Raw genomic sequence first — 26,774 nt, forward strand, 5'->3', positions numbered from 1 at the left:
TCCTTGATTTCGTTCTTCGGCGTGCCTTCCTGCTTCAGGCCGAACGCGACGTTCGCCTCGACCGACATGTGCGGAAACAGCGCGTACGACTGGAACATCATGTTCACCGGTCGGCGGTACGGGGGCAGCGACGCGAGATCTTCGCCGTCGACGAAGATCTTGCCGGAGGTGGCCGTCTCGAGCCCTGCGAGCATGCGCAGCAGCGTCGACTTGCCGCAGCCCGAGCTGCCGAGCAGCGCGAACAGCTCGTTCTTCGCGATCGTCAGGTTCACGTTGTCGACGGCCGTGCTATCGCCGAATTTCTTCACGACGTTTTCGATGCGCACGAACGCGTCGTAGCGCGCGCCGGCCGCGGCCGGCGCATCCTGGAGGAGCTGGATCATCGTCGTCGCCCTCAACCGCCCGACTTCAACTGCAGCCACAAACGGTTCTGCATCCGCGCGATGTCGCCGCTTCGCGGCATCGCGAGCGACGTCTTCGCGAGCGTGCCGTCAGGCAGGTAGATGTTCGGATCCTGTGCGATCGCCGGCGTCACGAACGCGCGCGCGGCCTTGTTCGCGCTCGGATAGAAGATCTCGTTCGTGATCGCCGCGTTGGTCTTCGGATCCTCGATATAGTTGATCCACTTCAGCGCGGCTTCCGGGTGCGGCGCATCCTTCGGAATCGCCATCACGTCGAACCACAGCAGGCCGCCTTCTTTCGGATTCACGTAGCGGATTTCGTACGACCGCTTCGCGTCCTGCGTGCGCCGCCGCGCGATGCTGACGTCGCCCGACCAGCCGAGCACGACGCATACGTCGTTGTTCGCGAGATCGTCCGCGTAGCCGGCCGAGCTGAACTGCGTCACGTACGGGCGGATCTTCTTCAGCACGTCGTAGGCCGCCTGGTAGTCGGCCGGGTTCTTGCTCTCCGGATCCTTGCCGATGTACTGCAGCGCCGCCGCAAACGCGGCGTCCGGCGCATCGAGCAGCGAGATGCCGCAGCCTTTCAGCTTCGCGGCGTTCGCCGGGTCGAACAGCAACGCCCAACTGTCGGTCGGCGCGGCGTCGCCGAGCCGCTTTCGGACCGCCTCGACGTTGTAGCCGATGCCCGTCGTGCCCCACGCCCAGGGCACGCCGTACTGGTTGCCCGGGTCGGCCTTCGCCATCATCTTCATCAGCGCCGGGTCGAGGTTCGCGAGATTCGGCAGCTTCGACTTGTCGAGTTTCTGGTACACGCCGGCCTGAATCTGCTGCGCGAGATAGTTCGACGTCGGCACGACGATGTCGTAGCCCGAGCTGCCCGCGAGCAGCTTGGTCTGCAGCGTATCGTCGCTGTCGTAGCTGTCGTAGCGGACCTTGATGCCCGTCTGCTTCTCGAAGTTCGGCACCGTCTCCTTCGCGACGTACTCCGACCAGTTGTACACGTTCAGGTTTGACTCGCCCGCGTGAGCGGACAGGCTGGCCGCGAGGGCGAGCCCCGCCGAGGTGGCGAGCGCGGCGCGGAAGGCCGGACGACGGCGAATACGGATACGCATGGGGATTCTCCTTGTGATGGCGATCGGCCGTTGCGCCCGGTCCGGTCCGGACTCGCGTCAACGCCGTCAAGCGGTGTTCAGCACAAGGGTCAATGTAGAGATCGCGGCCCGCACCGTCAGTCCCGAAAACCGGGACAAACGGCGACGTCGATCAGGGCCGCTTGGGTAGATTCCCGCGTAGCCAGTCGAAATTGTTCGTGATACCTGTAGCGCCACCTGAAATCTTCGAAACACGACGCCATGAGCGCTGCGCTTCCCGCCCCCGATCTCCCGCTGAGCCACGTCGCATTCGTGACGGAAACGCTCGGCGACATCGCGCAAGCCGTCGGGACGCCGCAGTTCATGCGCGCCGTCTACGACACCCTCGTGCGCTACGTCGACTTCGACGCCGTGCATCTCGACTACGAACGCAGTGCGTCGTCGGGCCGGCGCAGCGTCGGCTGGATCGGCAGCTTCGGCCGCGAGCCCGAGCTGGTCGCGCAGGTAATGCGCCACTACTACCGCAGCTATGCGAGCGACGACGCCACGTACGCGGCGATCGAAACGGAAAGCGACGTGCAGTTGCTGCAGGTATCGTCGCAGCGCGTCGCGAGCGAACTCCGGCATCTGTTCTTCGATGCCGGCGATATTCACGACGAATGCGTGATCGCGGGCGTGACGGGCGGCACGCGCTACTCGATCTCGATCGCGCGTTCGCGGCGGCTGCCGCCGTTTTCGCTGAAGGAGCTGAGCCTGCTGAAACATCTGTCGCAGGTCGTGCTGCCGATGGCGTCCACGCACAAGCGCCTGCTCGGCGCAATCTCCGCCGACGAAGGACAACGCGATGCGCTCGACCTCGATCTCGATCTCGTCGCGCAATGGCTGCCGGAATGGCAGGAACGGTTGACCGCACGCGAGATGCATGTGTGCGCGTCGTTCATCCAGGGCATGACGTCGGCCGCGATCGCGCAGGCGATGGGCCTCAAGACGTCCACCATCGACACGTATGCGAAACGCGCATTCGCAAAGCTCGGCGTCGAATCGCGCAGGCAACTGATGACGCTCGTGCTGAGAAACGCGTCGCGGCGGCACGACGCGTAGGTTCCCCGCGCGCAGGGCGTCGGCTCGTTGCGCGCGCATCCATCTTCGCGCCGCCTCATGACGATTCGAAAATTCGTTGGTTCCCTTGATGGTGCGCTGTCCATATCGTTCGCCGACTCGTCAGACAAGTCGACCAACGGGGGAATCCGATGCAGCACGTACGGCACCGTGACGCTCGGCCGCCAGTACGATCCGGTCGTCGAGCTCGTGCTCGCTTAGCAAATTTAGACAGCCTCGGAAATCTGTTACATGGCCGTCCCATCGGCGTTTGAGCGCAGTAACCGTTTCAATCGTTGGTCGGCGGCTTGAACCCGCGAACTTCACCCCCGAATCACTGACTGTTACCTGTCGACTGGTCGTGATGCCCGGCAAGTCGGTTTGCCAGTCTGTTCCGGTCCTCAAGTGCCCCGTCGTACATTGAGTAGAATTGCCGGACGTGAGCCACCGAGTGACCACGCTCGGTTACCTGCCTGACTGCCTCGATCTTGAACTCATCCGTATACCGCTTGCTGCTCACACTGACCTCCTCGGTTGCCATAAATGATGGCTCGAAGATGTCAACGAAAGGCTGGCCGGTCCAGAGTGTGGATACCTCCACTCGCGTAGATCACCTTGAGTTTCGTCATCCGCCGCGCTACATTGCCGCTCGCAGAATTCCGCACGGATTCCTGCACACCCTGTAACGCTTACGTAAGGAACCCCGATGGGGCAACAGGCGGAAGGCAACGACCACACTCCCGGCATCCCGGCCGGCCGCGACGCACTCGCGCCGGTCGCAGGGGCCGCCGCGTTGCTGGTTGCCGTGCTCGGCACGCTGGGCACCGTCGACATCCTGCCCGCCGACCTGCGCTGGTGCGCGCCGCTCGCCAGCGCATGGTGCAACGTACTTGTCGTCGCGATCGGCGTGCTGCTCGCTGGCCGCGCACGCCGCCATCCTCCGGAAGGATCGGCCGCCACGCTGATCGGCGACTGGCTACGCAATGCGTTCAGCCGCAAACAGGAACCGGAACACGACTACAACCCGTGGCCGGCGATCGCCGCCGCGATCGACTGGCGGCCGTGGGCCGTCACCGCCGGCGGTGCGCTCTCCGCCGCGCTTGCCGCGCTCGCATGGCAGCCGCCGTCGCCCGCCATGCTGGTTCGCGCGATGGCGGCGCCCGAACCCACGCTCGCGGCCGGCGCGGCATGCATCGTTCTCGCCTTTCTTACGCTCGTCGTCGAACGCCATCATGCGGCGGCCGCCAGTGGTTCGGCGGTGTCCGCTTCGCTCACGCGGGTGCTGCGCGTCGCGCTCGCCACCGCGCTCGCGGGTGCCGTGGCCGCCGCATGGTTCGCGTTCCGGCACCGCACCGCGGACGGGCTCGTGCATGCGGTCGCGCTGCTCAACGCAGCCGTCGCCGCCGAACTGGCCCTGCGAGGCGTGCTGTCGTGGTTCGCGGTGCCGCGCGGCGCCGTCGTGCCGACCAGCGCGCTCGCCGGGCTGCTGAGCCGTCGCCCGTCGCCGTTCGCGTCGCTCGGCGCCGAACTGCGCGATCGTTACGGCATCGACCTGCGGCAGAGCTGGGGCTGGCGCAGCTTCGTGCGGCTGCTGCCCGGCGCGCTGGCCGCCACTGTCGCTTGCGCGTGGCTGCTCACCGCCGTCGTCGTGCTGAATCCGGAGCAGCGTGCAGTCTATGAACGGTTCGGCGCGCCGGTCGCGGTCTGGCAGCCGGGCCTGCACGTCGGTCTGCCCTGGCCGTTCGGACGCGCGCGCATCGTCGACAACGGCGCGGTGCACCAGGTCGCGATCGCGGGCAGCGCGAACGACGGCAGTGCCGACGCGTCGCCCGTGCCTGCCGATGGTCCGACGCCCGAGCGCCTCGACCGTCTGTGGGATGTGCCGCATCCGTGGGAAACCACCCAGGTGATCGCCGGCGCGAACGGCGACCGCCAGAACTTCCAGATCGTCAACGCCGACGTGCGGGTCGACTACCGTCTCGGTCCGACCGATGCCGACGCGCGCGCGGCGCTCTATCGCACGATCGACCCGGAAAGCACGGTGCGCACGAGCGCCAATCGCGAACTCGTGCACTACCTCGCGTCACATACGCTCGAGTCGCTGCTCGAAACCAATCAGGCCGCGATGGCCGACCAGTTGAAGCAGGCGATCCAGCAGCAGCTCGACCGGCTGCAAAGCGGGGTCGACGTGATCGCGGTCGTGATCGAGAGCGTGCATCCGCCGACCGGTGCGGCCGCCGCCTTCCACGACGTGCAGGCCGCGCAGATCCGTGCACAGGGCAGCGTCGCTCAGGCGCACGGCTTCGCGGCCGGCCTGCTCGGCAACGCTCAGCAGCAGGCGTTCGAACGGGTCGCGCACGCCGAAGCGCAGGCCGGCGACACGGTGTCGGCGGCGCGCGTGCAGCAGATCGATTTCGACGCCGACCTGGTCGCGTACCGGCTCGGCGGCCCCGCGTTTCCGTTCGAGTATTACCTCGACCGGCTGCAGCGCGGGCTGCGCAACGCGCGCATGACGATCATCGACGACCGGCTTGCCGACGGCACGCGGGCGACCGTCGATCTTCGCAACACTCCCGCCGGCGATCTGGCCGGCATCCATTGACATGTCGCGGCGTTATCCGCGCGGGCGGCGCAACACGGCGGCAGGCCGTGCCGCCGCACCGCACGCGGGCGACACCGCACCCGGGGCGACATCGTGAGTCTGTTTCATTCGCACGCGCATGATCATGCGCACCACGGCCATGGCCACGACCACCACGCGCATCGCGGCGCACCGCAACCACCAGGCGCGTTTCGGCTGCGTGTCGCCGTCGCGCTGCTGTGCGTGCTCGTCGCGCTCGCGGTCGCAAGCTTCGTACAGGTACGCGCCGGCGAGGCGTCGGTCGTCACGCGCTTCGGGCGGCCCGTGCGCGTGTTGCTCGAACCCGGGCTCGCGTGGCGGCTGCCTGCGCCGATCGACGCGGTGACACCCGTCGACCTGCGCCTGCACACCACGTCGAGCGGCCTGCAGGACGTCGGCACCCGCGACGGGCTGCGCATCATCGTCGAGGCCTACGTCGCGTGGCGCGTGCCGGCCGATGCGCGCGACATCGGGCGCTTCATGCGCGCGGTCGGCAACGAGCCGGACGAAGCGGCGCGGCAGATTCGCTCGCTCGTCGGGTCCGCGCTGCAGACGACCTCCGCCGGGTACGACCTCGCGTCGCTCGTGAACACCGATCCGGCCCAGGTGAAGATCGGCGAATTCGAAGATGCGCTGCGCCGGCAGATCGACGCACAGCTCTATGCGGCATACGGCGTGCGCGTCGTCCAGGTCGGGCTCGAACGGCTGACGCTGCCGGCCGTCACGCTCGCCGCGACGGTCGACCGGATGAGCGCCGAACGCGAGACCGTGGCAGCCCAGCGCACCGCGGACGGCAATCGCGAGGCCGCGCAGATCCGCTCGGACGCCGAGCGCGACGCGCGCATCGCGCTGGCCGATGCGAACGTGAAAGCGGCCGGCATCGAAGCGCAGTCGCGCAAGGACGCGGCCGACATCTACGGCAAGAGCTACGCGGGCAACCCGCACCTGTACACGATGCTGCGCTCACTCGACACGCTGAACGCGGTGGTCGGCACCAATACGAACCTGATTCTGCGCACCGACGCCGCGCCGTTCCGCGTGCTCGTGCAGGGCCCGGCCGACGCGTCGGGGCAGGCCGCGCCGGCGCCCAAGGCGCACAAGGCCGCGCGATGAGCGACCAACCCGCACCGCCGCTCGGGCCGGGCGCGCAGGCCGTGCGCCTGTCGTTCTGGTTCGTCGCCGCGCTCGCGGTGCTCGCCGCGTGCGCATGGGCCGGCTCGAACATCCGGCGGATTCCGGCGGACAGCCGCGCGGTCGTGATGCGTTTCGGCGCGCTCGTGCGCACCCAGGACGCCGGACTCGTGATCGCATGGCCGCACCCGTTCGAATCGGTCCTGCTCGTGCCGGGCGCCGCGCGCGTGCTCGAACAGCGGATCCGCTCGCTCGACCGCGATCCGCGGGCGCTCGCGCCGTCCGCGCAGGGCGTCACGCGGCTGCCCGACGCGCTGGCCGGTTCCGGCTACGTGCTGACCGGCGACGGGGGCGCGGTCGCGTTGAGCGCGGTGCTCTATTACCGGGTCAGCGATCCGTACGCGTACGTGCTGCAGCGGGACCGTCTCGACGCGGCGCTCGAGCGGATCGTGTCCGCGTCGGCCGTCGAGGTCGCGGCGACTCGCGATCTCGACGCGATTCTGGTCGCGCGCCCCGAGCAACTGGCCGCCGACCGGCAGATGGCCGCGCGTCGCGAACGGTTGCGCGGCGATCTCGCGGACGCGATCGCGCGGCACCTGCGCGCGCTCGACGCGGCGCGCGCGGGGCTCGGTGTCGAAGTCGCGCGTGTCGACGTGCAGCCTGCGTTTCCCGGTGCGGCCGCCGACGCGTTCAACGCGGTGCTGACGGCGCTGCAGGTCGCCGAGCGAACCATCGCCGAAGCCCGCACCGCCGCCGAACAGCGGCGGCAGGATGCACAGCAGGATGCCGACCGGATCGTCCAGGACGCGCAGGCACGCGCGGCCGAACGCGTCGCAACTGCGCAGACCAACACGCTGGAGATCCGGCAGCTCGACGCGACGCTGCGCGAGAACGGCGATCCGGGGCTGCTGGCGCGGCTGTATCGCGACCGCGTGCAGCGCGTGCTGTCGAAAGCCGGGCGCGTGACGACGATCGATCCGCATGACACCTCGAATCTGATCCTGCCCGGAAACGTCCGATGAATTCGCTTGCTGAACCGGCCACGCAGCCGGATGCCGCTTCCACCGGCACCACCGCCTACGCGCTGTCGTCCGACGAACGTCGCACGATCACGCGGCAGATCGCGCTGGCGCTGCTCGCGGGCGGCCTGCTCGTGCTGTCGTTCGCGTGGCGCATGCTGTCGGCCGGCGGCGAGACGCTCGCACAACTGCTCGCCGCGCTCGCGTCGCTGATCGTCGCGGGGCCGGTGTTTGCGAGCGCCTGGCACAGCCTGCGCGCGCCGAGCCTGCATGGCGTGACCGATCGCCTGATCGCGCTCGCGATGCTGGCCGCGTGGGCGATCGGCGACATGACGACGGCCGCGTTGCTGCCGATCGTGATGACGTTCGGGCACGCGCTCGAGGAGCGCAGCGTGCTCGGCTCGCAGGAAGCGATTCGCGCGCTCGGCCGGCTGACGGCCGGCCGCGTGCGCCGCATCGGCGCCGATGGCAGCGTCACCGAAGTCGCGTACGACGCGCTGCGTGCGGGCGACCGTATCGAAGTGGTGGCCGGCGCGCGCATTCCGGTCGACGGCATCGTGACAGCGGGCGCGTCGAGTGTCGACAACGGGCCGCTCACCGGCGAATCCGTGCCGCTCGACGTCGATGCGGGCAGCACCGTTTATGGCGGCGCGCTGAATCTCGACGGTGTGCTGCGCATCGAGGTCACCCACACCGGCAAGGATTCGACGCTCGGCAAGATCATCGCACTGATGCAGCACGCGGAACAGGCGAAGCCGCCTGTCACGCAGGTGCTCGAGCGGCACATGGGCGCGTATCTCGCGCTCGTCTTGCTGATCGCGGCGATCGTCTGGTTCACGTCTGCGAATGCGTCGGCGATGCTCGCGGTCATCGTGGCCGCGTGCCCGTGCGCGCTGGTGCTCGCCGCGCCGTCCACGGCCATTGCCGGGATCGCGGTCGGCGCGCGGCACGGCATCCTGTTTCGCAATGCCGCGTTCCTCGACAAGATCGCCGAGGTCAATTCGCTCGTGATCGACAAGACGGGCACGCTCACCCGCGGGGAATTGCAGGTCCGGCAGGTATGGCTGCAGCCCGGCGTCGACGGCGCGCAGGCGCGCGCGCTGGCCGCGCGGCTCGGCGAAGGCAGCGCGCATCCGGCGAGCCGCGCGCTCGTGCGCGATGCCGCCGCGTCGGGTCTCGACGGCGCCGCCGTTGCGCCGTTCGAACGCACGCGGGAATTGCGCGGGCTCGGCGTCGTCGCCGACACGTCGGACGGCACGGCCGTGCTGGGTCGGCCCGTGCTGCTGGCCGACTACGTCGGTGGGCTGCCGTCGGCCCCGGACGGTTTCGACGGACCGCTCGTCGGCCTCGCGCTCGGCGGGCGACTGCTCGCGTGGTTCGGTTTCGCGGATACGCTGCGTCCCGACGCGCGCGAAGCGCTCGCCGAGCTGCGGACGCTGGGCCTTGCGCGGCAGACGCTGTTGACGGGCGACCGCGAGGCCGTCGCGCGCAAGGTCGCGGCCGAGACCGGCATCGAGACGGTGATCGCGCAGGCGCTGCCGCACGACAAGCTCGATTACGTGATGCGCGAGATCGGCGCTGGCCTGCATCCGCTCGTCATCGGCGACGGGCTGAACGACGTGCTGGCGATCAAGGCGGGCTCGACCAGCATCGCAATGGGCGAGCGCGGCGTCGATATCGCGATCGCGTCGGCCGACGTCGTGCTGCTGGGCGACGACCTGAAGAGAATTCCGACCTGCATCCGCCTCGGCCGCCAATGCCGGCGCACGGCGACGACCAATGCGGCGATCGGCCTCGCATGGACGCTCGCGGTGATCGCGCTGGCCGCAACCGGCGTGCTCGGCGCGGTGTGGGCCGCGATCCTGCACAACGTCGGCACGTTCATCGTAATTGCCAACGCCGGCCGTCTGCTGCGGATCGACGACTCCTCTAGTTCGGCGCTGGCTCCTTAGCTTGTGTCCAGGACCAGATTGACGGGCCCCCTACAGGCAGCCACTGCCAGATCCAGCACGATCCGGACGAATACTCGTTCAATGAATGGCAGCTCGCTGCCAAACGAGGGGGCACGGAAAGCGTGCCTTCAGCCGTGGCGATATTGGCACGCCTGATGCACCTGTCGGCGTCCGAGAAGGCAGCAGGGAATCCGATTCCCCGCCGCGCTTCGATACTGCTCAGGCGACTTCCACCGGACCGTGGTCGTCGCAATGATCGCCATGCGGGTGATGAAGACGGCCGTTGACCAGGTAGTCGACGTGATCGCCATGCGGCACCTGCTCGTGCCCACAGCCGGGGCCGTGGACGTGGCCCGGTTCATGGTCGCCGCAACCCGGCGTGCACTGGTCCGGATTGTTTGCACTGACCTCGACCTTGTGTTCGTCGACGTGATCGCCATGCGGATGATGCAAATGGCCATCGTGCAGATAATCTACGTGGTCGCCGTGCTTGATGGCGGTGTGTCCGCAGCCCGGGCCATGCTGATGGTCATGGTGAGCATGATGAGGTTCGTTGCATGGGCTCATGCTTGTCTCCTTTGTCCGCACGGGAACATTCGACGACCACCTGTCGATGCCGCATCGAAAGAGGCTTCGACGGGGGAACCTGCCTGGCGCGGATCTGCGCCACCAGAAAACGAAACCGGAATGCGTGGCACGCCCCCTAACGATACTCCCGGCCGACCGTGAGGGCCAGTCGGCATGGCTGCGTCGAGCGAAACTCACCGACCTGCAACAAACAGGGGCATTGTGCACGACGAATGCAACGTTATATCATCTCGATTCTGGCGTGACGCGTGCGTCCTGTTCGCTCACGTCGGCAAGAGGCTTCCCGTAGACGGGAAATGGCGCCCTAGAAATGATATGTTATAACGTATCCAGTCATTTCGACGTGCCTTTCAACGTGCTCTCGCGGGAAAAAAACGACCCCATCCCGAAACGCACAATGAAAATCAACCGCCTGCTACTGTCTCAGGCCGCCATCCTGGCGTTCGCCGCGTTCCTCCAGGCTGAAGCTTTCGCCGCCGATGCCGGCACGACCCTTGCCGGCACCGTCGCCGATACGCAAGGTCACGCGCTCGCACACGCCCGGATCACGCTCCAGGATGCTGACGGCCACGCAGTCGCGCACGCGCAGTCCGGCGCCGACGGCCACTTCCGGTTCGACAATGTCGCGCCCGGCACCTATGTGGCAGTCGTCGACGCGCCCGGATACGCGACCGGCACGAGCGTCTCGACAGTCGCACAAGGCAAGGCGCCCGCCCCGGTCGACGTGACGCTCGGCAAGGACGCAGGCACGCTGGACGTGACGGTGAACGCGAAACGGCTCGATCGCGCACGCAACGGACTGCTGCCGGAAGTCGGCGCCAGCGTCTACCGGTTCTCGCGGGCCGACATCGAGACACTGCCTCAAGGCGAGAACACGCCGCTCAATCAGGTGCTGCTGCAAGCGCCGGGCGTTGCCTACGATTCGTTCGGGCAACTGCATGTACGTGGCGATCACGCGAATCTGCAATACCGGCTGAACGGCATCATCATTCCCGAGCCGATCAGCGGCTTCGGCCAGTCGCTCGACTCGCGGATCATCGACCAGGTGAACCTCGTCACCGGCGCGCTGCCCGCGCAATACGGCTACCGGACGGCCGGCGTCGTCGACATTCGCACGAAATCCGGCGACACCGGCAACGGCGGCACGATCGACGTCTACGGCGGCAGTCATCAGACGCTCCAGACGAGCGCCGACGTATTCGGTTCGAACGGCCCGTTCATCTATTACTTTTCCGGCACGCTCGGCGAAAACAATCTCGGCATCGAGGCGCCGACGTCGAACGGAAATCCGCTGCACGACCACACGCGGCAAGGCAACGCGTTCGGCTACCTGTCGTATCTGCTGAATCCATTCACGCGCGCGAGTCTGATGTTCGGCACAACGAGCAATCGCTTCGAGATCCCGAATACCCCCGGCATCGCGCCCGCGTACACGCTCAACGGGAACTCGACATTCGACTCGGCCGCGCTCAACGAGACGCAGGCGGAACTGAACAACTTCGCCGTGCTCGCCTTGCAAGGCACGAACGGCGGTGCGCTCGACTACCAGGTTGCGCTCTTCACGCGCTACACACGTACGAAATTCAATCCCGATCCGGTCGGCGATCTGATCTTCAACGGCGTCGCGTCCGACGACTTCCACAGCAACCGCGCGAACGGTGTCCAGGCAGACTTCACCTATCGACTGAACGACAGCCATACACTGCGTGCCGGCGTGATGTTCGAGCGCGAGCACGCGGTCTTCAACAACAACGTCGCAGTATTTCCTGTCGACGACAACGGCAATCAGCTGTCGGATCAGCCGACCACGATTTCGGATTCGAACGACAAGTCGGGCTATCTATATAGCCTCTACGCGCAGGACGAATGGAAGATCACGCCAAAGCTGACGCTGAACTACGGCCTGCGTGTCGATCGCATGAACGAATACGTGCAGGCCGGCCAGTTGAGTCCGCGTATCGGCCTCGTCTATCAGCCAACCGAATCGACGACGCTGCACGCAGGCTACGCGCGCTATTTCACGCCCCCGGCGTTCGAACTCGTGTCCGATTCGACGATCAGCACGTTCAATGGCACGACGAACCAGAGCCCGAGCGCGCAGAACGATCCTGTGAAACCCGAGCGCAGCCACTATTTCGACATCGGCATCACACAGCGGCTCACACCCGCGCTCACGGTCGGGCTCGACGCGTACTACAAGAAGGTGTCCGATCTGCTCGACGAAGGCCAGTTCGGCACCGCACTGATCTTCACGCCGTTCAACTATCAGGACGGCCGTGTGTACGGCCTCGAATTCACGTCGAGCTACAAGCAGGGCAACGTTTCCGCGTATCTGAACGTCGCGTATAGCGGCGCACAGGGCAAGAACATCGAGTCCGCGCAATTCAACTTCGGTCCCGACGAGCTCGCTTACATCGCGAACAATTGGGTGTATCTCGATCACGATCAGCGCATCACGGCGTCGTTCGGTGGTGCGTATTCGCTCGGCAAGACGACCTTCAGCGCCGACGGCATCGTTGGAAGCGGCCTGCGGCGCGGCTTTGCGAATACCGATCGCCTGCCATGGTACGCACAGGTCAATCTCGGCGTGCTCGAGCACTTCGAGGAGCCGATCGTCGGCAAATTCGACGCCCGCGTCGCGCTCGTCAATACGTTCGGCCGCGTCTATCAACTGCGGGACGGCTCGGGCATCGGCGTCGGCGCGCCGCAATTCGGACCGCGGCGCGCGATCTATGCTGGCCTGACCAAACACTTCTGAGTTCCAGCTCACACGAGGTAACACACGATGAATGAATGGGCAGGTTTCACGGATGCGTTGCGCATCGGCGGCTGGGTCGTTTATCCGCTCAGCGCGCTCGCGATCATCGCACTTGCGATCACGCTCGACCGTGCATACGTGTTCTGGCGCTATACGAGCGGGCGCGGCAGCGCCGCTCGCGCACTGCCGGAGCGGCACGTGACACGTCGACTCGCCGCGATCTTCGATCAAGGTACGACGCCGCTCTGGCACGTCGAAGCGAAGCTCGATGCCGCCGCGCAGCAGGTCGAGCGCGACATGAGCCGCGGGCTCTGGCTGCTCGAGACGATCGTCACGGCCGCACCGCTGCTCGGCCTGCTCGGCACGATCGTCGGGATGATGCACTCGTTCCGGCTGATTGGCGGCGACGGGCTCGTAAGTCCCGCCGGCGTGTCGGGCGGCATCGCACAAGCGCTCGTCGCGACTGCGATCGGCCTCGTCATCGCGCTCGTGTCGCTATTCGCATTCAACTATTTTTCGCGACGCGTCGACAGATTGATGGACGATCTCGAATCGTTCGCGAACGAACGGCTCGCCGAAATGCGGCTGGCGCGCGAACAGGCGGGGACGTCGTCATGAAACTGCGCCGCTCGCGCACATCAAGGCGCGGCCGTATAGAGATCATTCCAATGATCGACGTGATGTTTTTCCTGCTCGCGACATTCATGCTGACCTCGCTCGCGATGCAGCGTCTCGACGCGGTCGGGATCAATCTGCCGCGTGGACACGCGCAGCAGCTGCAGGCGGATCGCCCATTGACGCTGGCGATAAGCCGGACGAACCAGATCTTCGTCAATCAGCAACCGGTGTCGCTCGACCGCGTGAACGGTACCGTCGCACATCTGCTCGGCCGGAATCACGATATTGTGATCGCGGCGGACGACGGTGCAACGCATGGCATCGTGGTGCAGGCGATGCTTGAAGCCCGGCGGGCCGGGGCCGAGCATTTTCTCATCGCGGTTCATCGTGACTAGGCACGCGCTCGAATCCGGTTCGCGGCCCGATCGTTACGGGCGTCGGTTCGCGGGAGCCATCGCGCTCGCCAGCGTGATCTGGGGCGCATTTCTTGTGAGTTCGACGCGGCTATTCTCCGGCGACGAACCGGCTTCGCCCGCCCCGGATTCAATTCAGATGCAGGTGGTCGAACTGCCGCCAAGTGCGCCACCCACGACGCATGCGGAATCGAAAGCGGCACCAATGGAACACACCGTATCGAAGCCGGTGCCGCTACGGCCAGCGCAGGCGCTCGCGCCGGTTCGGCATGCCGCCGCCGTGAAGCGGTTCGATCCGGCTCCCCCGCACGACGCGCTGCCGACGCAACAACCGCTTGCGTCGACGGAGACACAAACCGCGCATGCGGCACTCGACGATGCGCGGTCTGCCTCTGCGACGAAAGCGGACTCCACCACGACTCATTCAGCCTCGGCGGGCAATGCGCAGGCACGTTTGATTTCGCAGCCGCTGCCCGAACTACCCGACGATTTGCGCGAGCAGGGATATCAGGCGATCGCGGTCGCCCGCTTTCTTGTCCACGCAGACGGCACGTTCGACATCGATCTTGTCAAACCGACGCAGAATCCTCGACTCAATCAAATCCTGCTCGAGACCCTGCGCCGATGGCGCTTTTTCCCCGCGATGGAAAACGGGCGTCCTGTCGAGAGCCAACAGGACGTGCGCGTGCATTTCAACGTGAATTGAGCGATTTGGGGTGCCCGCGCGCAGCAGGGGTATGCGCAAGCCTTCGCAGCAACGGCAAGGTGCAGCGCGTTGTCGCTGCGATCCGAGCCGACAGTCGATATTTGAGTGTGAATCCTGTCGGCTCCGGCCGTCACCAGGTAATTGAGCAGCCCCGAGAGGATGCCGCGTGCCGGACGACCGCCGCACTCGGCAAGTGGTTCGGCGATAGACCGATGCAAGCGCAGCCGAGCCGCTGGATCAACCGCTGGGAATGGTTGCGTCAGATGAGGAACGGCGAATCCCGGGGGCGTCCCGCCCGGGGGAAGTCTCGAAAGACGAACGTAAGCTAAGCCGGAGGTTGTATGCCTCCGTCGACTGGAGCCGCCAGCCATTGCGGCAAAGCGGGTGACGGCGCCGGCACGTGATGCAAGAGCCGATCGCAATACCCGCAAGCGGCGAAATGGACCGCGGGCGCATGATGTCCTGCGTCAGCCACGCGGCAATCAATCGCACTGCGAATTTCCGGTCAGTTCGCTCACTGCGTCCCCGACTGGTCCCGAGAAATACAGTCTGTCCAAAAGCTGTCCGAGACCCTCGATGCTGCAGACAACGAACGCGACCAGACCCGAAACCGACGTGATCGTCATGGACGTCAGGCCGCATGGTCACGGTCGAGCGTATCTGGCCGGGTCGGTGACGGGCGGCCGGGCAAGGTCTGTTTGGCGGGATTATCCCCATGACCGTGTAGGGGAAGGCGCGAATGAATCTATAAAAACGGCGTGTCATACTCGTACAGACGGTGGCAGGATTGTGCCAACGGCGATGTGCTCGTTCAGTGCCTGCGAACGCAGTTGCCTGAGCGATTCATGGCGCCGACTCCATCGGCAATCGCGTGCCGCCCCTACCTGGAGAAGACAATGAAATCGAACTTCAGCCGGCAGGCCCTGCTTGCCGCAGCCCTCGCCGGTGTAGCTGCGGCAGCCGTCGCGGCCACGCAGGAGGAACCAAAGGTGCAGTGCTATGGCATCGCCAAGGCCGGCCAGAACGACTGCGGCAGCAAGACGGGTGTGCATGGCTGTGCCGGCCAGGCAAAGGTCGACAACGACAAGGGCGACTTCAAGATCGTGCCAATCGGTACCTGCGAAAAACTGGGCGGCACGTTCGGCAACTGATGCCGTGCGTATCCCAGGGTGATCACCGCCATACCCGGGAGGTCACATGATCACGGTCGGTCCGGTTGCCGGCGCGGCATCCGGTATCGGTATCGGGCTGCGTCAGGCCCACTACGCTGACTTCCTCGAAGCACCGCCCGCGGTCGACTGGGTCGAGGTGCATAGCGAAAACTATTTCGGCGATGGCGGGTATGACCTGCACGTGCTCGACACCGTGCGACGCGACCTGCCGGTCAGCCTGCATGGTGTCGGCCTCGGGCTCGGCTCGGCCGCTGCGCTTGACGCCGAACATCTGGGCCGGCTCAAGCGGCTGGTCAAGCGGATCGAACCCGCGCTCGTTTCCGACCACCTGTGCTGGGGTGCGACGGCCGCTGGCCATCTGAACGACCTGCTGCCGATGCCGCTGACCGACGCAGCGCTCGCCCACCTCGCGGCGCGAGTCCACGAGGTTCAGGAGGTACTCGGCCGGCCGATCCTGCTCGAAAACGTTTCCACCTGGCTTCGGTTCGACGATGACCAGTACGGCGAAACGGCGTTCCTCGCCGAACTGGCTCGGCGTACCGGATGCGGCGTGCTGCTCGACGTCAATAACCTGTATGTGAACCAGTGCAATCACGGCGAGGACGCGATCGCATCGATGCATGCGTTGCCGCCCGGCGTGATCGGCGAAATCCATCTGGCCGGCCATCGCGCGACCGATATCGCCGTGATCGATGACCATGGCTCACGTGTTGCCCCTGCCGTGTGGAACCTCTACGAACATGCGCTGCGTCGTTTCGGCGAAGTGCCGACGTTGATCGAATGGGACACGGATATTCCGCCATTGAACGTACTGGTCGACGAGGCCCGGCTCGCGCGTGTCGCGCAATCTCGCGCAGGCCAGAACGGGCGACAGCAAATGAAGGCTGCGCCGAGGCAGGACGATTGATGGCCACGCCGCTCGAATCGCTCCAGCAGATCTTCGCGAACGCGCTCGACAATCCGGAGCAGGAGGCGCCCCTGCTCGCCCATCTGAAACCTTTGTCACCGGCGGCGACGAGGGCATCGGCTGCGATCAAGGGGAACACGTCACCTGAACCGCAGGTTCAACTCGCTGCTGATCCCGCCGACGCCCTGCGCCAGCGCCTGGGCCTCTATCGCGGCAACGTTCGCGCCCACTGGCGCGCGGCGCTCGCGAACGCGTATCCGGTGCTGCTGGCGCTCGTCGGTGGCGCCTACTTCGATGCGCTGTCACTTGCCTACACCCGTACGCATCCGTCCCGAAGCGGCGACCTCAATCGCTTCGGCGATGCGTTGCCGGCCTTTGTCGGCAATTACGAGCGAGACTCGCGGTTCCGGTATTTCGCAGACGTCGCTCGCCTCGAATGGGCGCTGCACATCGCCTGTTTCGCCGCTGACGTCACGACATTCACGCCGCAGCAATGGCTCGATCTCGGCGATGAGCGCCTGCTGGATACGCCACTCGCGGTGCATCCGGCATGCACGGCCATCGCGTCGGACCATGCCGTTGCCGACGTCTGGCGCGCACATCAGCCAGGCGGCGTCTTCCCGCAGCAACTCGACGTCCGTACGTGGAGTCTCATCGTGCGCCCGCGATGGCAACCCACGGTTCTCGCGCATTCCGAGGCCGCACACGCGGCCTTCATCGCACTGCAACGTGAAAAAACGCTGGCAGAAGCGCTCGACGCCGCGTTTGCGATCGATCCGGAATTCGATTTCGCCACGCAATGGCATGCGTGGATAGCGGCATCGGCGATTACCGGCACCGCCGCGAGCGCGGCCCAACAATCAGCTTGACCGGAGTGTTCGAGACGGCGAGCTGAACGCCGCTGTCGCCACGCTCATCGGGAGGGTGCACGTATTCGTTCGTCGGCCTTTGCATCGGGCAAGAACGATTCACGCGACTAAGCCATAAGCGCGCCCGCGATGTTAGGATTTGGCGGTTCCAGCCCCGTTTGTCCGGTGGCTGCGAATTCTGACCTTCGGATGTGTTGTCGTCGTGGTGAATTGTGACGCACTATTCGGTACCGGGCTGCTGGCGCTTTCCGCATTGGCGACGATGGAGCGGGCCTCGGCCCAGGAAAGCGCGCCTGCGGAAAGCCCTCACATGCATCATGGCGGTCACGGCAGCGCGCTTGCCGACGCAGCGGGCAATTGCATGTCGAAGGGGCAGGTCTGCGTGAGCCATTGCATTGGCCTTCTGGGCAAGGGGAACAAGGATTTGGCTGCCTGTGCAACCAGCGCGTCCCAAATGCTGTCGCTTTGCACCGCGCTGCAACAGCTTGCCAACCAGAACTCGCACTATCTTCCCGCGCTCGCCAAGGTCGCGCTGGACGCATGCACCGATTGCGAGGCGGAGTGCAAGAAGCACGCTGATAGCCACGAACCGTGCAAGGCATGCATGGAGTCGTGCCGCACGTGCGCCAATGCGTGCCGCGCAGTGCTCGCGACCTGAACCCCGGAGCGGATTCGTCGCTCCCCCCATCAGCAGAACCGCTTCCACCAGGCGGCCGCGATTGGCCGCCGCCTGCGCTTCGGCATCTTTGCGGGTATTTACTTAACGGAAAGTTCGAACATCCCCACGCGGATTTTCCGCATACTGTTTGCATCGACGTCTAGTTGGTGTGCCATGACCAGCCGCCGCCGTCAGAAAATCGGGGCTTTTCTGGGGATGCTCGCGATCCTGTTGAGCATGGTCGCGCCGACCGTCTCTCAGGTGCTTCGTGGTGCGCATGCCGATGTCCATGATCATTCCCATCATGGTCACCATGTGATGGCGGTCGGCCAACTCGCTCACGCCGGGCATCACGCCCACCATCACGGTTCCGATTCGTCGCTGCTTGGCGACGCATGCCCCTACTGCGGACTGATCGCACACTCGCCGGCTTTGCCCGGCACGATGGCGATTTCCGGCGTCGCGCCGCTGAAGGCCTCGTTCCGTTCGCCGGTCATCGCCGATGCGTTTCGCCCCTACACGGTTCTGACGCCGGTTCAGCCGCGCGCGCCCCCTGCCTGGTCCTGATCTTCGTTGACGCTTTCCCGCGATTCCAGCGACGTCGGCAAACGACGTGGCTGTGCTCGCGCGTACCTGCCCTGCATTGCCCAGCGCGGACTTCGGAGTCGGCCGGACGGCCTGCGGGGCGCGTCATAACAACATGTCCAGGACCGGATCATGCGAACCACTCTCAAACGGGGCGCCGCGGCGCTGTGCGCGCTCGCGCCGTGCCTCATTTCAGTCGATGCGTCGGCCCATGCCGTGGCCGGGAATCGCGTTTTTCCTGCGACGATGGCGGTTGACGACCCCGGCGTCGGGGACGAACTCAACCTCAACTTCGGCCACCTCCAGTCCTACACGGACGATGGTGACAAGCAGAACACCAACACGACGATGCTCGAATGGGACAAGCGGATCACGCCGAGCTTCCAGCTTTCCGTGACGGGCACCTACATCAACCTCAACGCGCCGAACGGCGGCTCGGCGCGTGGCTTCGACAACTGGCAGGTCGGCGCCAAGTACCGCTTCTACGTGAACGAAAAGCACGAGTTCATGGCCTCGATCGGTGCGTTCATGGAACTGGGCGGGACCGGCGCGCATTCGATCGCCGATCCGCATTCGGCCGTGACGCCGACGCTCTACTTCGGCAAGGGTTTCGGCGATCTGCCTGACAGCCTGAAATACCTGAAGCCGCTGGCGATCACGGGAACCGTCGGCCCGCGCCTGACGTTGAACAGCGCCGATCCGAACTCGCTGAGCTGGGGCGTCACCGTGCAATACAGCGTGCCGTATCTGCAAAGCCATGTGCAGGACATGGGGCTCGGAGCGCCGTTCAACAACCTGATCCCCCTCGTCGAATTTCCGATGAACACCTGCACCGCCAGTCCCTGTTCGGGCCACACGACCGGCACGATCAATCCCGGCGTGATGTGGGTCAATCGCTGGGGCCAGTTCGGCGTCGAGGCGCAGATTCCCGTCAATCATGCGAGCGGAACCGGCGTGGGCGTGCTGCTGCAGGCGCATCTCTACCTGGATGACGTGTTTCCCAACACGATCGGCAAACCGCTGTTCGGCAAAGGAGAATAGCGATGCGTCAATTCAAGCGCCTTCGGCGTGGCGCGTGCGCAGCAGCGATCGCGACGGCCATCCTGATGCCGGTCGTCGCCTTTGCGCATGTGTTCCCGCAAACGCAAACACCCTCGGCAGGCGCCGAAGTGCCGGCACCCGCCAAAGTGACGATCGTGTTCGACGGGCCGCTCGAACCCGCGTTCAGTTCGCTGACCGTCAGCAACTCGACGGACAAGCCCGTCAACACGGCCAAGGCCGTCATCGACCAGAACGACAGGAAGTCGATCAGCGTGGCGTTGCCGCCGTTGCCGCCAGACAAGTACACCGTGCACTGGGTGGCGGTGGCCGCGGACGGGCATCGCACGCATGGCGACTATTCGTTCAGGGTGAAGTAATGGAACCGGTCGCGCCATCCGCATCGATCGTGGTGGCCGCCCTCGCGAATGCGTCATTCGCATGCGCGGTGGGCGGCTGTCTGGCGGCAAGGATGTTGGACGACGCGCCGTCGCTCATGCGCCGCCGGTTGCAACACTTACACGTCGCTGACGGGCCCAGCTTCCGCGCACGACAACCAGGTGAACCTCGGCGCGGACTACGCGCTGTCGAAGCGCACAGACCGTATGCGCTGTTCGGCTAGCAGAAGGCGGCGGCAACACGCTCAACGCGAGCGCGTGCGACTGTGAAAGCCGCCGCGTCGGTCGGCTCGTACTGCGTGAACTCCGGCACCGATACGCAGGAACTCGCGGTCGTCGGGATTCGCCACAAGGTCTGATCGCAACGTCGCATCGCGCGAACCACGCAGGCGCGCACCATCGTGCGCGCTTGCGCCGTTTACGCTGTCGCGTTCCCAATCGAGACGTTCAGATCGACCTGGCGTTCGAACCGGGCGACGCGTTTGCCGTACGTCGAAACGCCGGCCTAATGCCGCCGCAATCCGCCACCCCCGCTCATGCCACCGAATGAATGCATGCCGCCGAATCCGTGGCCCCCGCCGCCGATGAACGGGCCATGGTGAAAGCCAGACCCCACCGGCATGCCGAAGTGGCGATGATCCATCCGGTTGAAGTGATCGACGTGATCGAAGTGGCGGAAATGACGGAACCGATCGACGAAGATGAAGCTCACGCCCGCGCCGATGAAAAGCGGCGGCCCCCAGTACCACGGATCGGGATACGGATAGGCCGCCGCCGGGTACCACAGCACGCTGCCGTCGTCGCTTTGCACGATCCGCCATGTGCCGTCGCTTTGCAGGCACGCCCGCCCCACGATTTGCTGTTCCGTGCCGTCGATGTTCGCTTGCGCGACGACCGCGCGGCAGTTTGTGCCGTAGTCCGGCAATTCGTCGTCCATTTGCGCAAGGACAGGCGCGGAAAGGCAAAGACAGACGATGCCAATTCCGAATCGAAACATGCTGCACATGATCGGCTCCCGCATTGTTGCCCCCGACCACTCGACCGCCGGTGTAACTGGCCGCACCCGGCACGTCGGTTTGCTTGCGCAAGATTCATCGCGCGGCGGTAACGGGCCGCCGCTTCGTATCGGGTCTCCTGACGGCTGAACGAAGCAGCACGCCCGGTTATTCCAGGGGTCGGGATGCGAATGAAGGAAGCGGGAACCGTCGGCAATCGTTGCCGCGGTGAGCGTCAAACCGGGCGTTTGACGACGTGGTAGACAGCCGCTGCCGTGACCCCGAATACCAGATGGGCCACCAGCGTGATCGCGCCGCGAACCGCGATGAACCACGGGAAGATCGCCGTGAAGGCGTGAAGGTTGACGCCGTACAGGATGAGTCCGAACGCGCCGCCTGCGAGAAGCGCGGCCCCGAGCGACATGTTCCGCACCACGATCGCCAGCACGGCCGCATAGGCAAGCGAGAGCGCGGCATGCACGAGCGTCGCGACACCCATGACGATCGGATCGAAGCCGGCGGACGAGCCGAGCACGCTGCGCCCCATCACGATGGCTGCCGTCAGGCGCGCGTCGCGAAGCAGGTTCCGGATGGCGTCATCGCCGGCGATCGACCAGAGCAGCAGCTCGATGACGGTCGACCCGACCGCCGCGCCAAACGCCGCCCAGAGAATCTGGACCGGACTGATTCGCTTCAATTGGCGCCCCCATGGCGACCGGCTGATACATCGACGCGGCGTGCGGCCCATCCGCGGCGATTACGATCGGGCAACGTGTACCCGCGATACCGACCCGGGCCGCCACGCAACGCTACGACGCCCCTTCGCAGTCCGACCAATACGCAAACGGATCGCGATGCTTGGGATAGTTCTCGTCAAGCCATTTCAGCAACGTCGCGCGGGCATTGTCCATATCGGCCTTCAACGACGAGGTCGTCAATTCGTGCACTTCGATGGACTTTTCCCGATCGATCACGAAGCAGTTCCAGTCGGGGCCATCGAGATCCGGATCGTCGGATGCCTTCGACGACTTGCCCCAGCCGAACCCCTTGCGGGCGTCGATGTAGTACCGCGGGTTCACTTTCAGGTACGACATCTCGCCGCCCTGCAGACTGCTCTCCGCGCGCAGCACGTCGTGTCCGTCGACGATCTGCGTGACTTCCGGAAGCCGGCGCGATCGCCATCCGGCAGGCAGCTTCGCGATGGCCTGAACGCTATCGTACGTCCCCCACTCGAGGCCCCACGCTTCGGCCATGCGCTTCATGAACGCATCCGCACCCGGGTAGCCGCGCAACTGGATTCTGGTCGACAGCGTCACTTCCACCCGGCCGTCGGCGTCGGTAGACACATCGTCCCCCGCCGCATCGAACGGATTGCCCGGGCGTGACGCGCTTTTCGCATCCGCCGGCGCAATGCCCGAGAACAACTGATCGAGCGCAGCACGCGCTTTCGACGACTTGTCTGGTCTGTTCATCGTGTACCTCCGGTGCATCCGAACGACTGCAAAATTGCTCGATTTACGTTCATCTCTCCAACCTCATCATTTTCCGCGGTCGCATTGTCGACGATCCCGCGGCCCATCTGTATGTATCCACGCACAGGCTTGGGGCGCGCCGCCGAAGCAGGCCCCCACGCCCACACAACCTAACCCTGTTCCCCCAGCGCCGCCCGCATCCGCTCCATCAACGCGAGCACCTCCGGCCGATTCTCCCCCTTCGCATGCACGAAGTGATACCGGAGCGGCGAATCGACCTCACGGCGGCTCACCCGAACGAGCGCGCTGCGCTTCAGATACGCGTCCGCGAGCGGCGTTCGCGCCAGCGCCACGCCGAGCCCGGCTTCGGCTGCCGCCAGCACCAGGTTGTAATCCTCGAAACGGCGATCCTGCGCCCGCGGCTTGAACGGAATGCCCAGCGACTCGAACCAGGTGCGCCATCCGGTCACGTCGGAATCGTGCAGCAGCGGCATCTCGAGCAGCGCGGCATCGCCGCGCCGGCGGCGCATCTTTGCCAGTTGCTCGGCGAGCCGCGGATGCGCGACCGGATAAAGCCGTTCCGGCATGAACGCGCGGGTTTCGAGCTGACGCCAGTTGCCGCGCCCATACCGGATCGACAGATCCGCTTCGCCGCCGGCGATATCGACGTTGCGAAGCTCGATGCCGAGTTCGATGCGCAACGCGGGTGCCTCGCTCTCGAGCGCCTGCTGCCGCTCGAGCAGCCAGAGCTGCGCGAATGCCGGCACCACACTCATCCTCACCAGCCGAGGCGTACGCGGCGAGCGCCACTGATCGGCCGCGCTGTCGATGATCGCGAACGCCTGTTCGATCCGGCCGACGAAGCGTTGCCCGTCCGGCGTCAGGCGCACGCCGCGAGCATGACGTTCGAACAGTGCCATGCCCAGCCAGTTTTCCACGGCGGCCACGCGCCGGCTGATCGCACCGTGCGTCACGCCGGAGACGTCGGCGGCCGCCAGGAACGAACCCTGACGCGCAACCGTACACACGGTCTCCAGGCTGGCGAGCGGCGGCCGCGGCCCAGGTGCCGGCGCTGCAAGCGGCAGCGCATCCGTCAGCTGACTTGCGCGCGCCGGACTCGCGGCTCGCCGCCGAACCGAGCTGTGAGTCATGGTCATATCTGAATGTTGATCTGTGCGCTAGCTTAACATCTCGCGACATCGCACCATTGCCGCATGAATACCCTTTCCTCATCGTCGTCGCGCGGCGCGCGACAACCGCTCGTCGCGGCAGGCGCGGTCGCGTTCACGATCATGTCGTGGGCCTCCGCATTCCCGTTCATCAGGATCGGCCTCCATGGCCTGGCGCCCCTGCAACTCGCGGCGGCGCGCTTTGCTACCGCCGCGTTGCTCGTGATCGCGTGGCTTGCGTGGCGACGGCCTCCGAGGCCCACGAAACGCGATGCGTTGCGCTTCGTGGCCTGCGGTTTCCTCGGCATCGCACTCTATAACGCACTGCTCAATACCGGCGAGCGGACCGTATCGGCCGGCGCGGCGAGTTTCATCGTGAACACGCTGCCGATCTTCACCGCGCTGCTTGCCGCGGTGTTTCTCGGCGAACGATTCAATCGGTGGGGGTGGCTCGGTTCGCTGGTCAGCCTCGCCGGCATCGGCGTGATTGCGCACGGGCAGCCGGGCGGGCTTGTCCTCGGCTCGGGGAGTACGCTGATTCTCGGCGCGGCCCTGTGTTCGGCGAGCTATTTCGTGTTGCAGCGGCGGCTGATTCCCGTATACGGCGCGCTGCCCTGCGCCGCGTACACGCTGCTGGCCGGTGCGCTGCTGCTCACGCCCTGGCTGCCCGGCGCGCTCGACTCGCTCGGCGGCGCGTCGCACGACACGACGCTGGCGGTATTGATCCTCGGCGTATTTCCCGCGGCACTCGGTTACGCGACCTGGACCTTCGCACTCGGCTACTTCGGTGCGGCGCGCGCCGCCAACTTTCTCTATCTTACGCCAGCTGTTGCAACAGCCCTGTCGATGATGCTGACGGGCGAGCGGCCCGGCATCGAGACGGTATGCGGCGGCCTGCTGGCGATTGCAGGCGTGATCCTGGTCGCCTTGCGCGGGCGGTCGCAGCATCGCGATCGCAACGCGTAACGTCACCTGCCCGTCGAGCCAGAAGCGGACAGGCCCAGGCGAACTCCGGCATCTGCGAAGCCGAATGTATTGTCCGGGCCGTACGCCTGCGCCAATTCGTTGATGCCGGCAGGCTTGACCGTTAGTTGCGCTCGGCAGATGTCGCACTCGATAAAGCTTCTCCATGAATCCGGCTGCGCGATGGCGAGCATCCAAACTGTGCAGACAAATCGACCGAACAGTTTCCGACTGACCGCACATCAGTGTCCATGGCTTCGCCTCTGCGACCCGACGAATAATGGATGCGGCCGTAAGGCCATCGACAGCGAATCGCAGCCTTTGGCCCGCTGCGGTGCATGATTTCCGGCAACCGGCACCCTGGCAATCCGGGCGCCGAACCGTGCCGCGCCGCCCGCTACGCGATTCGCCGCAGCGCGCCAAATCGGCTTCGGATATATTCATACGAATTGCATGGCGTCAGACGCGGGGCACTCGCTCGCCCGGGCGGCATGCAAGCGATGCCCATGACGGGTACGGAGACTCGTCCGATCGCCCCGGCCCGCAGCCGGCCGGTCGAGACGTCAATAGAAAGACATTCAATTCGGAGATGGCAGATGGAACGAAGCACTGTCGGCATGCGCTGCAAACCCCTGATCACCGTCGCACTGGCCGCCGCCGCGTTCGCGGCCGCGTCGGGCGCGATGGCCGACCAGGTCGTGAAGATCGGCAGCGTGGAACCGACGACGGGCGGCATCTCGCACCTCGGCAAGGACAACGAGAACGGCGCGCGCCTCGCGGTCGAGGAAATCAACGCGAAGGGGCTGACGATCGGCGGCAAGAAGGTCACGCTGCAGCTCGACGCACAGGATGACGCGGCCGACCCGCGCCAGGCCACCCAGGTCGCGCAGAAGCTCGTCGACGACAAGGTCGTCGCCGTCATCGGCCACCTGAACTCGGGCACGTCGATCCCGGCGTCGAAGATCTACAGCGATGCAGGGATCGTGCAGATCTCGCCGTCGGCCACGAACCCGACCTACACGCAGCAAGGCTTCAAGACGACCTACCGCGTCGTCGCGACCGACGCGCAGCAAGGTCCGGCGCTCGCGAGCTACGCGCAGGCGAAGGGCGTGAAGAGCGTGGCGGTGATCGACGATTCGACCGCCTATGGCCAGGGTCTTGCAAACGAGTTCGAGAAGAAGGCGAAAGCGCTCGGCCTGAAGGTGCTGTCGCACGATGCGACCAACGACAAGGCGGTCGACTTCCGCGCGATTCTGACGAAGGTCAAGGGCGAGAACCCGGACGCGATCATGTACGGCGGCATGGACGCCACCGGTGGCCCGCTCGCAAAGCAGGCGAAGCAGCTCGGCCTGCGCGCGAAGATCCTGTCCGGCGACGGCGTGTGCACCGACTCGCTCGCCGAACTGGCCGGCCCGGCGGCAGACAACGTGCTGTGCTCGCAGGCCGGCGCCGCGCTCGAGAAGATGCCGGGCGGCGCGGCGTTCCTCGCCAAGTATCAGAAGCGCTTCAACCAGGGTATCAAGTTCGATGCGCCGTTCGCGTACGACGCGGTCTACATCGCGGTTGACGCGATGAAGCGCGCGAACTCGACGGACCCGGCGAAGATCCTCGCGGCGATGCCGTCGACGAAGTATGAAGGCGTGATCGGCACGACGACGTTCGACGCGAAGGGCGACCTGACGCACGGGATCATCTCGATCTACGGCTACAAGAGCGGCAAGAAGACCTTCCTCGACCAGGTGAAGATGTAACGCCCCGCGACGCCGGCACGACGGGAACGCCATCCGTCGGCGCCGGCGCCGTGCGGTGCCGATTCAAGTTTTGCGGAGATGAAGCGACATGTGTGCAATGGCGTATGCGGAATTTCAACAGGAGTTGAAGAAAGCGCAGTTGACGGCTCGGGAATTCGCCCGCCTGATCCGGATGAACGAAAGCTCCATCACGAACTATTCGAGCAAGGGCACCGTCCCTTCCCACCTCGCGGTCATCGCGACCCTGATCGGCGCGCTCGCCGCGCACGAGATCGATTTCCGGCACGTCATCGGTAAAACGGGTATCGAGCCGAAACGGCCGCGCGGCGTCGGTGCGTTTCCGGCAGCGCGCAAGCCGCGTGTGCGGAAGACCGCGAAAGCCGGCTCCTGAGCCAGGAC

28 protein-coding genes and 2 pseudogenes are annotated in these 26,774 nt (G+C 65.7%); 21 read left to right on the top strand and 9 right to left on the bottom strand.

The features are described 5' to 3' along the window. A partial coding sequence (locus tag WS75_RS19440; protein ID WP_156429826.1) for an ABC transporter ATP-binding protein occupies window positions 1-383 on the bottom strand: 383 nt, incomplete at its 3' end. A gap of 11 nt (window positions 384-394) precedes the next feature. Next, window positions 395-1,516 carry a polyamine ABC transporter substrate-binding protein gene (locus WS75_RS19445; protein ID WP_059682223.1) on the bottom strand — a complete coding sequence of 374 codons (1,122 nt, stop codon included), beginning with the start codon at window positions 1,514-1,516 and terminating at the stop codon, window positions 395-397. A gap of 240 nt (window positions 1,517-1,756) precedes the next feature. On the opposite strand from WS75_RS19445, the gene WS75_RS19450 reads away from it, so the two are divergent. Beyond that, window positions 1,757-2,596, top strand: coding sequence for a helix-turn-helix transcriptional regulator (locus WS75_RS19450; protein WP_059682225.1), 840 nt, complete (start codon window positions 1,757-1,759; stop codon window positions 2,594-2,596). Window positions 2,597-2,653: 57 nt separating this feature from the next. Continuing rightward, window positions 2,654-2,815: a hypothetical protein gene (locus tag WS75_RS33695; RefSeq protein WP_156429827.1), complete on the top strand. Its 162-nt coding sequence runs from the start codon at window positions 2,654-2,656 to the stop codon at window positions 2,813-2,815. Window positions 2,816-3,029: 214 nt separating this feature from the next. Here the strand turns inward: WS75_RS33695 and WS75_RS33700 are convergent. Next, window positions 3,030-3,113 (bottom strand): annotated as a pseudogene (locus WS75_RS33700) (transposase); the annotation flags it as partial. 186 nt (window positions 3,114-3,299) lie between these two features. On the opposite strand from WS75_RS33700, the gene hflK (WS75_RS19460) reads away from it, so the two are divergent. The 4 genes from hflK (WS75_RS19460) (at window position 3,300) to WS75_RS19475 (ending at window position 9,315) form a co-directional block, all read left to right on the top strand. Beyond that, window positions 3,300-5,195: a protease modulator HflK gene (gene hflK / locus WS75_RS19460; protein WP_059682227.1), complete on the top strand. Its 1,896-nt coding sequence runs from the start codon at window positions 3,300-3,302 to the stop codon at window positions 5,193-5,195. Between the two features lie 93 nt (window positions 5,196-5,288). Next, a complete protein-coding gene (hflC, locus tag WS75_RS19465) occupies window positions 5,289-6,326 on the top strand; it encodes a protease modulator HflC (protein ID WP_059682229.1) in 1,038 nt (345 codons plus the stop codon). Further along, on the top strand, window positions 6,323-7,366 hold the full coding sequence (hflK, locus tag WS75_RS19470) for a protease modulator HflK (protein ID WP_059682231.1): 1,044 nt from the start codon (window positions 6,323-6,325) through the stop codon (window positions 7,364-7,366). Before hflC ends, hflK (WS75_RS19470) begins: the two co-directional genes overlap by 4 nt. Continuing rightward, a complete protein-coding gene (locus WS75_RS19475) occupies window positions 7,363-9,315 on the top strand; it encodes a heavy metal translocating P-type ATPase (RefSeq protein ID WP_082729661.1) in 1,953 nt (650 codons plus the stop codon). Before hflK (WS75_RS19470) ends, WS75_RS19475 begins: the two co-directional genes overlap by 4 nt. Window positions 9,316-9,534: 219 nt before the next feature. On the opposite strand, the gene WS75_RS32495 is transcribed toward WS75_RS19475, so the two are convergent. Then, entirely contained in the window at window positions 9,535-9,882 is a 348-nt protein-coding gene (locus WS75_RS32495; protein WP_082729662.1) for a hypothetical protein, read from the bottom strand. A 418-nt stretch (window positions 9,883-10,300) separates the two neighbouring features. Here WS75_RS32495 and WS75_RS19485 point away from each other — a divergent pair, with 418 nt between their 5' ends. The 12 genes and pseudogenes from WS75_RS19485 to WS75_RS32510 form a co-directional block, all read left to right on the top strand. After that, entirely contained in the window at window positions 10,301-12,661 is a 2,361-nt protein-coding gene (locus tag WS75_RS19485) for a TonB-dependent receptor (RefSeq protein WP_059682235.1), read from the top strand. Between the two features lie 27 nt (window positions 12,662-12,688). Beyond that, the gene (locus WS75_RS19490; RefSeq protein ID WP_059682237.1) at window positions 12,689-13,279 is read left to right on the top strand and encodes a MotA/TolQ/ExbB proton channel family protein; all 591 of its coding nucleotides are present in this window, start codon (window positions 12,689-12,691) and stop codon (window positions 13,277-13,279) included. Continuing rightward, a complete protein-coding gene (locus tag WS75_RS19495; protein WP_059682240.1) occupies window positions 13,276-13,674 on the top strand; it encodes an ExbD/TolR family protein in 399 nt (132 codons plus the stop codon). The genes WS75_RS19490 and WS75_RS19495 overlap by 4 nt, the downstream gene beginning before the upstream one ends. Continuing rightward, entirely contained in the window at window positions 13,667-14,398 is a 732-nt protein-coding gene (locus WS75_RS32500; RefSeq protein WP_257129412.1) for an energy transducer TonB, read from the top strand. Before WS75_RS19495 ends, WS75_RS32500 begins: the two co-directional genes overlap by 8 nt. 896 nt (window positions 14,399-15,294) lie before the next feature. After that, window positions 15,295-15,549 carry a BufA1 family periplasmic bufferin-type metallophore gene (locus WS75_RS19505; RefSeq protein ID WP_059682243.1) on the top strand — a complete coding sequence of 85 codons (255 nt, stop codon included), beginning with the start codon at window positions 15,295-15,297 and terminating at the stop codon, window positions 15,547-15,549. Window positions 15,550-15,595: 46 nt separating this feature from the next. After that, window positions 15,596-16,477: an MNIO family bufferin maturase gene (bufB, locus tag WS75_RS19510; RefSeq protein WP_059682245.1), complete on the top strand. Its 882-nt coding sequence runs from the start codon at window positions 15,596-15,598 to the stop codon at window positions 16,475-16,477. After that, window positions 16,477-17,346 (top strand): HvfC/BufC N-terminal domain-containing protein, encoded by an 870-nt coding sequence (locus WS75_RS19515; RefSeq protein WP_059682248.1) that lies wholly within the window; start codon window positions 16,477-16,479, stop codon window positions 17,344-17,346. Before bufB ends, WS75_RS19515 begins: the two co-directional genes overlap by 1 nt. Before the next feature lie 205 nt (window positions 17,347-17,551). Beyond that, window positions 17,552-18,004: a four-helix bundle copper-binding protein gene (locus tag WS75_RS32505; protein ID WP_257129417.1), complete on the top strand. Its 453-nt coding sequence runs from the start codon at window positions 17,552-17,554 to the stop codon at window positions 18,002-18,004. Window positions 18,005-18,178: 174 nt separating this feature from the next. Next, a complete protein-coding gene (locus tag WS75_RS19525) occupies window positions 18,179-18,571 on the top strand; it encodes a DUF2946 domain-containing protein (RefSeq protein WP_082729664.1) in 393 nt (130 codons plus the stop codon). Window positions 18,572-18,721: 150 nt separating this feature from the next. Then, window positions 18,722-19,630 (top strand): hypothetical protein, encoded by a 909-nt coding sequence (locus WS75_RS19530; protein ID WP_059682256.1) that lies wholly within the window; start codon window positions 18,722-18,724, stop codon window positions 19,628-19,630. A 2-nt stretch (window positions 19,631-19,632) separates the two neighbouring features. After that, the gene (locus WS75_RS19535) at window positions 19,633-20,007 is read left to right on the top strand and encodes a copper resistance CopC family protein (RefSeq protein WP_059682258.1); all 375 of its coding nucleotides are present in this window, start codon (window positions 19,633-19,635) and stop codon (window positions 20,005-20,007) included. Window positions 20,008-20,145: 138 nt separating this feature from the next. Next, window positions 20,146-20,384: pseudogene (locus WS75_RS32510) on the top strand (porin); the annotation flags it as partial. Window positions 20,385-20,530: 146 nt separating this feature from the next. Here WS75_RS32510 and WS75_RS19540 read toward each other — a convergent pair. The 4 genes from WS75_RS19540 to WS75_RS19555 form a co-directional block, all read right to left on the bottom strand. Then, a complete protein-coding gene (locus WS75_RS19540) occupies window positions 20,531-21,031 on the bottom strand; it encodes a hypothetical protein (RefSeq protein ID WP_059682356.1) in 501 nt (166 codons plus the stop codon). A 224-nt stretch (window positions 21,032-21,255) separates the two neighbouring features. Then, window positions 21,256-21,717 (bottom strand): hypothetical protein, encoded by a 462-nt coding sequence (locus WS75_RS19545; protein ID WP_059682261.1) that lies wholly within the window; start codon window positions 21,715-21,717, stop codon window positions 21,256-21,258. A 112-nt stretch (window positions 21,718-21,829) separates the two neighbouring features. Next, a complete protein-coding gene (locus WS75_RS19550; protein ID WP_059682263.1) occupies window positions 21,830-22,492 on the bottom strand; it encodes a hypothetical protein in 663 nt (220 codons plus the stop codon). Window positions 22,493-22,662: 170 nt separating this feature from the next. Then, a complete protein-coding gene (locus tag WS75_RS19555; RefSeq protein WP_059682265.1) occupies window positions 22,663-23,649 on the bottom strand; it encodes a LysR substrate-binding domain-containing protein in 987 nt (328 codons plus the stop codon). A 57-nt stretch (window positions 23,650-23,706) separates the two neighbouring features. On the opposite strand from WS75_RS19555, the gene WS75_RS19560 reads away from it, so the two are divergent. Continuing rightward, window positions 23,707-24,627, top strand: a complete 921-nt coding sequence (locus WS75_RS19560) for a DMT family transporter (protein ID WP_059682267.1) — start codon at window positions 23,707-23,709, stop codon at window positions 24,625-24,627. A 2-nt stretch (window positions 24,628-24,629) separates the two neighbouring features. Here WS75_RS19560 and WS75_RS19565 read toward each other — a convergent pair whose 3' ends face one another. Further along, window positions 24,630-24,818: a hypothetical protein gene (locus tag WS75_RS19565; RefSeq protein ID WP_059682269.1), complete on the bottom strand. Its 189-nt coding sequence runs from the start codon at window positions 24,816-24,818 to the stop codon at window positions 24,630-24,632. Window positions 24,819-25,220: 402 nt separating this feature from the next. Between WS75_RS19565 and WS75_RS19570 the strand changes: the two genes are divergently transcribed. Together WS75_RS19570 and WS75_RS19575 are read left to right on the top strand one after the other, a co-directional pair. Continuing rightward, window positions 25,221-26,375: a branched-chain amino acid ABC transporter substrate-binding protein gene (locus tag WS75_RS19570; protein WP_059682271.1), complete on the top strand. Its 1,155-nt coding sequence runs from the start codon at window positions 25,221-25,223 to the stop codon at window positions 26,373-26,375. A gap of 88 nt (window positions 26,376-26,463) precedes the next feature. After that, complete coding sequence (locus WS75_RS19575) at window positions 26,464-26,766, top strand: hypothetical protein (protein ID WP_059509270.1); 303 nt, start codon at window positions 26,464-26,466, stop codon at window positions 26,764-26,766. The last annotated feature ends 8 nt before the right edge of the window (window positions 26,767-26,774 follow it).

Source organism: Burkholderia sp. FL-7-2-10-S1-D7 (assembly GCF_001524185.1).
Classification (GTDB): domain Bacteria; phylum Pseudomonadota; class Gammaproteobacteria; order Burkholderiales; family Burkholderiaceae; genus Burkholderia; species Burkholderia diffusa.

Coding starts and splice junctions, on each gene's coding strand:
- WS75_RS19525 (WP_082729664.1), top strand. CDS start 18,179: ATGACCAGCCGCCGCCGTCAGAAAATCGGGGCTTTTCTGGGGATGCTC.
- WS75_RS19445 (WP_059682223.1), bottom strand. CDS start 1,516: ATGCGTATCCGTATTCGCCGTCGTCCGGCCTTCCGCGCCGCGCTCGCC.
- WS75_RS19505 (WP_059682243.1), top strand. CDS start 15,295: ATGAAATCGAACTTCAGCCGGCAGGCCCTGCTTGCCGCAGCCCTCGCC.
- WS75_RS19565 (WP_059682269.1), bottom strand. CDS start 24,818: ATGCTCGCCATCGCGCAGCCGGATTCATGGAGAAGCTTTATCGAGTGC.
- WS75_RS19535 (WP_059682258.1), top strand. CDS start 19,633: ATGCGTCAATTCAAGCGCCTTCGGCGTGGCGCGTGCGCAGCAGCGATC.
- WS75_RS19570 (WP_059682271.1), top strand. CDS start 25,221: ATGGAACGAAGCACTGTCGGCATGCGCTGCAAACCCCTGATCACCGTC.
- WS75_RS19560 (WP_059682267.1), top strand. CDS start 23,707: ATGAATACCCTTTCCTCATCGTCGTCGCGCGGCGCGCGACAACCGCTC.
- hflK (WP_059682231.1), top strand. CDS start 6,323: ATGAGCGACCAACCCGCACCGCCGCTCGGGCCGGGCGCGCAGGCCGTG.
- WS75_RS32495 (WP_082729662.1), bottom strand. CDS start 9,882: ATGAGCCCATGCAACGAACCTCATCATGCTCACCATGACCATCAGCAT.
- WS75_RS19515 (WP_059682248.1), top strand. CDS start 16,477: ATGGCCACGCCGCTCGAATCGCTCCAGCAGATCTTCGCGAACGCGCTC.
- WS75_RS19550 (WP_059682263.1), bottom strand. CDS start 22,492: ATGAACAGACCAGACAAGTCGTCGAAAGCGCGTGCTGCGCTCGATCAG.
- WS75_RS33695 (WP_156429827.1), top strand. CDS start 2,654: ATGACGATTCGAAAATTCGTTGGTTCCCTTGATGGTGCGCTGTCCATA.
- hflK (WP_059682227.1), top strand. CDS start 3,300: ATGGGGCAACAGGCGGAAGGCAACGACCACACTCCCGGCATCCCGGCC.
- WS75_RS19555 (WP_059682265.1), bottom strand. CDS start 23,649: ATGACCATGACTCACAGCTCGGTTCGGCGGCGAGCCGCGAGTCCGGCG.
- WS75_RS19475 (WP_082729661.1), top strand. CDS start 7,363: ATGAATTCGCTTGCTGAACCGGCCACGCAGCCGGATGCCGCTTCCACC.
- WS75_RS19575 (WP_059509270.1), top strand. CDS start 26,464: ATGTGTGCAATGGCGTATGCGGAATTTCAACAGGAGTTGAAGAAAGCG.
- bufB (WP_059682245.1), top strand. CDS start 15,596: ATGATCACGGTCGGTCCGGTTGCCGGCGCGGCATCCGGTATCGGTATC.
- WS75_RS19495 (WP_059682240.1), top strand. CDS start 13,276: ATGAAACTGCGCCGCTCGCGCACATCAAGGCGCGGCCGTATAGAGATC.
- WS75_RS19490 (WP_059682237.1), top strand. CDS start 12,689: ATGAATGAATGGGCAGGTTTCACGGATGCGTTGCGCATCGGCGGCTGG.
- WS75_RS19540 (WP_059682356.1), bottom strand. CDS start 21,031: ATGTGCAGCATGTTTCGATTCGGAATTGGCATCGTCTGTCTTTGCCTT.
- WS75_RS19485 (WP_059682235.1), top strand. CDS start 10,301: ATGAAAATCAACCGCCTGCTACTGTCTCAGGCCGCCATCCTGGCGTTC.
- WS75_RS19450 (WP_059682225.1), top strand. CDS start 1,757: ATGAGCGCTGCGCTTCCCGCCCCCGATCTCCCGCTGAGCCACGTCGCA.
- WS75_RS19530 (WP_059682256.1), top strand. CDS start 18,722: ATGCGAACCACTCTCAAACGGGGCGCCGCGGCGCTGTGCGCGCTCGCG.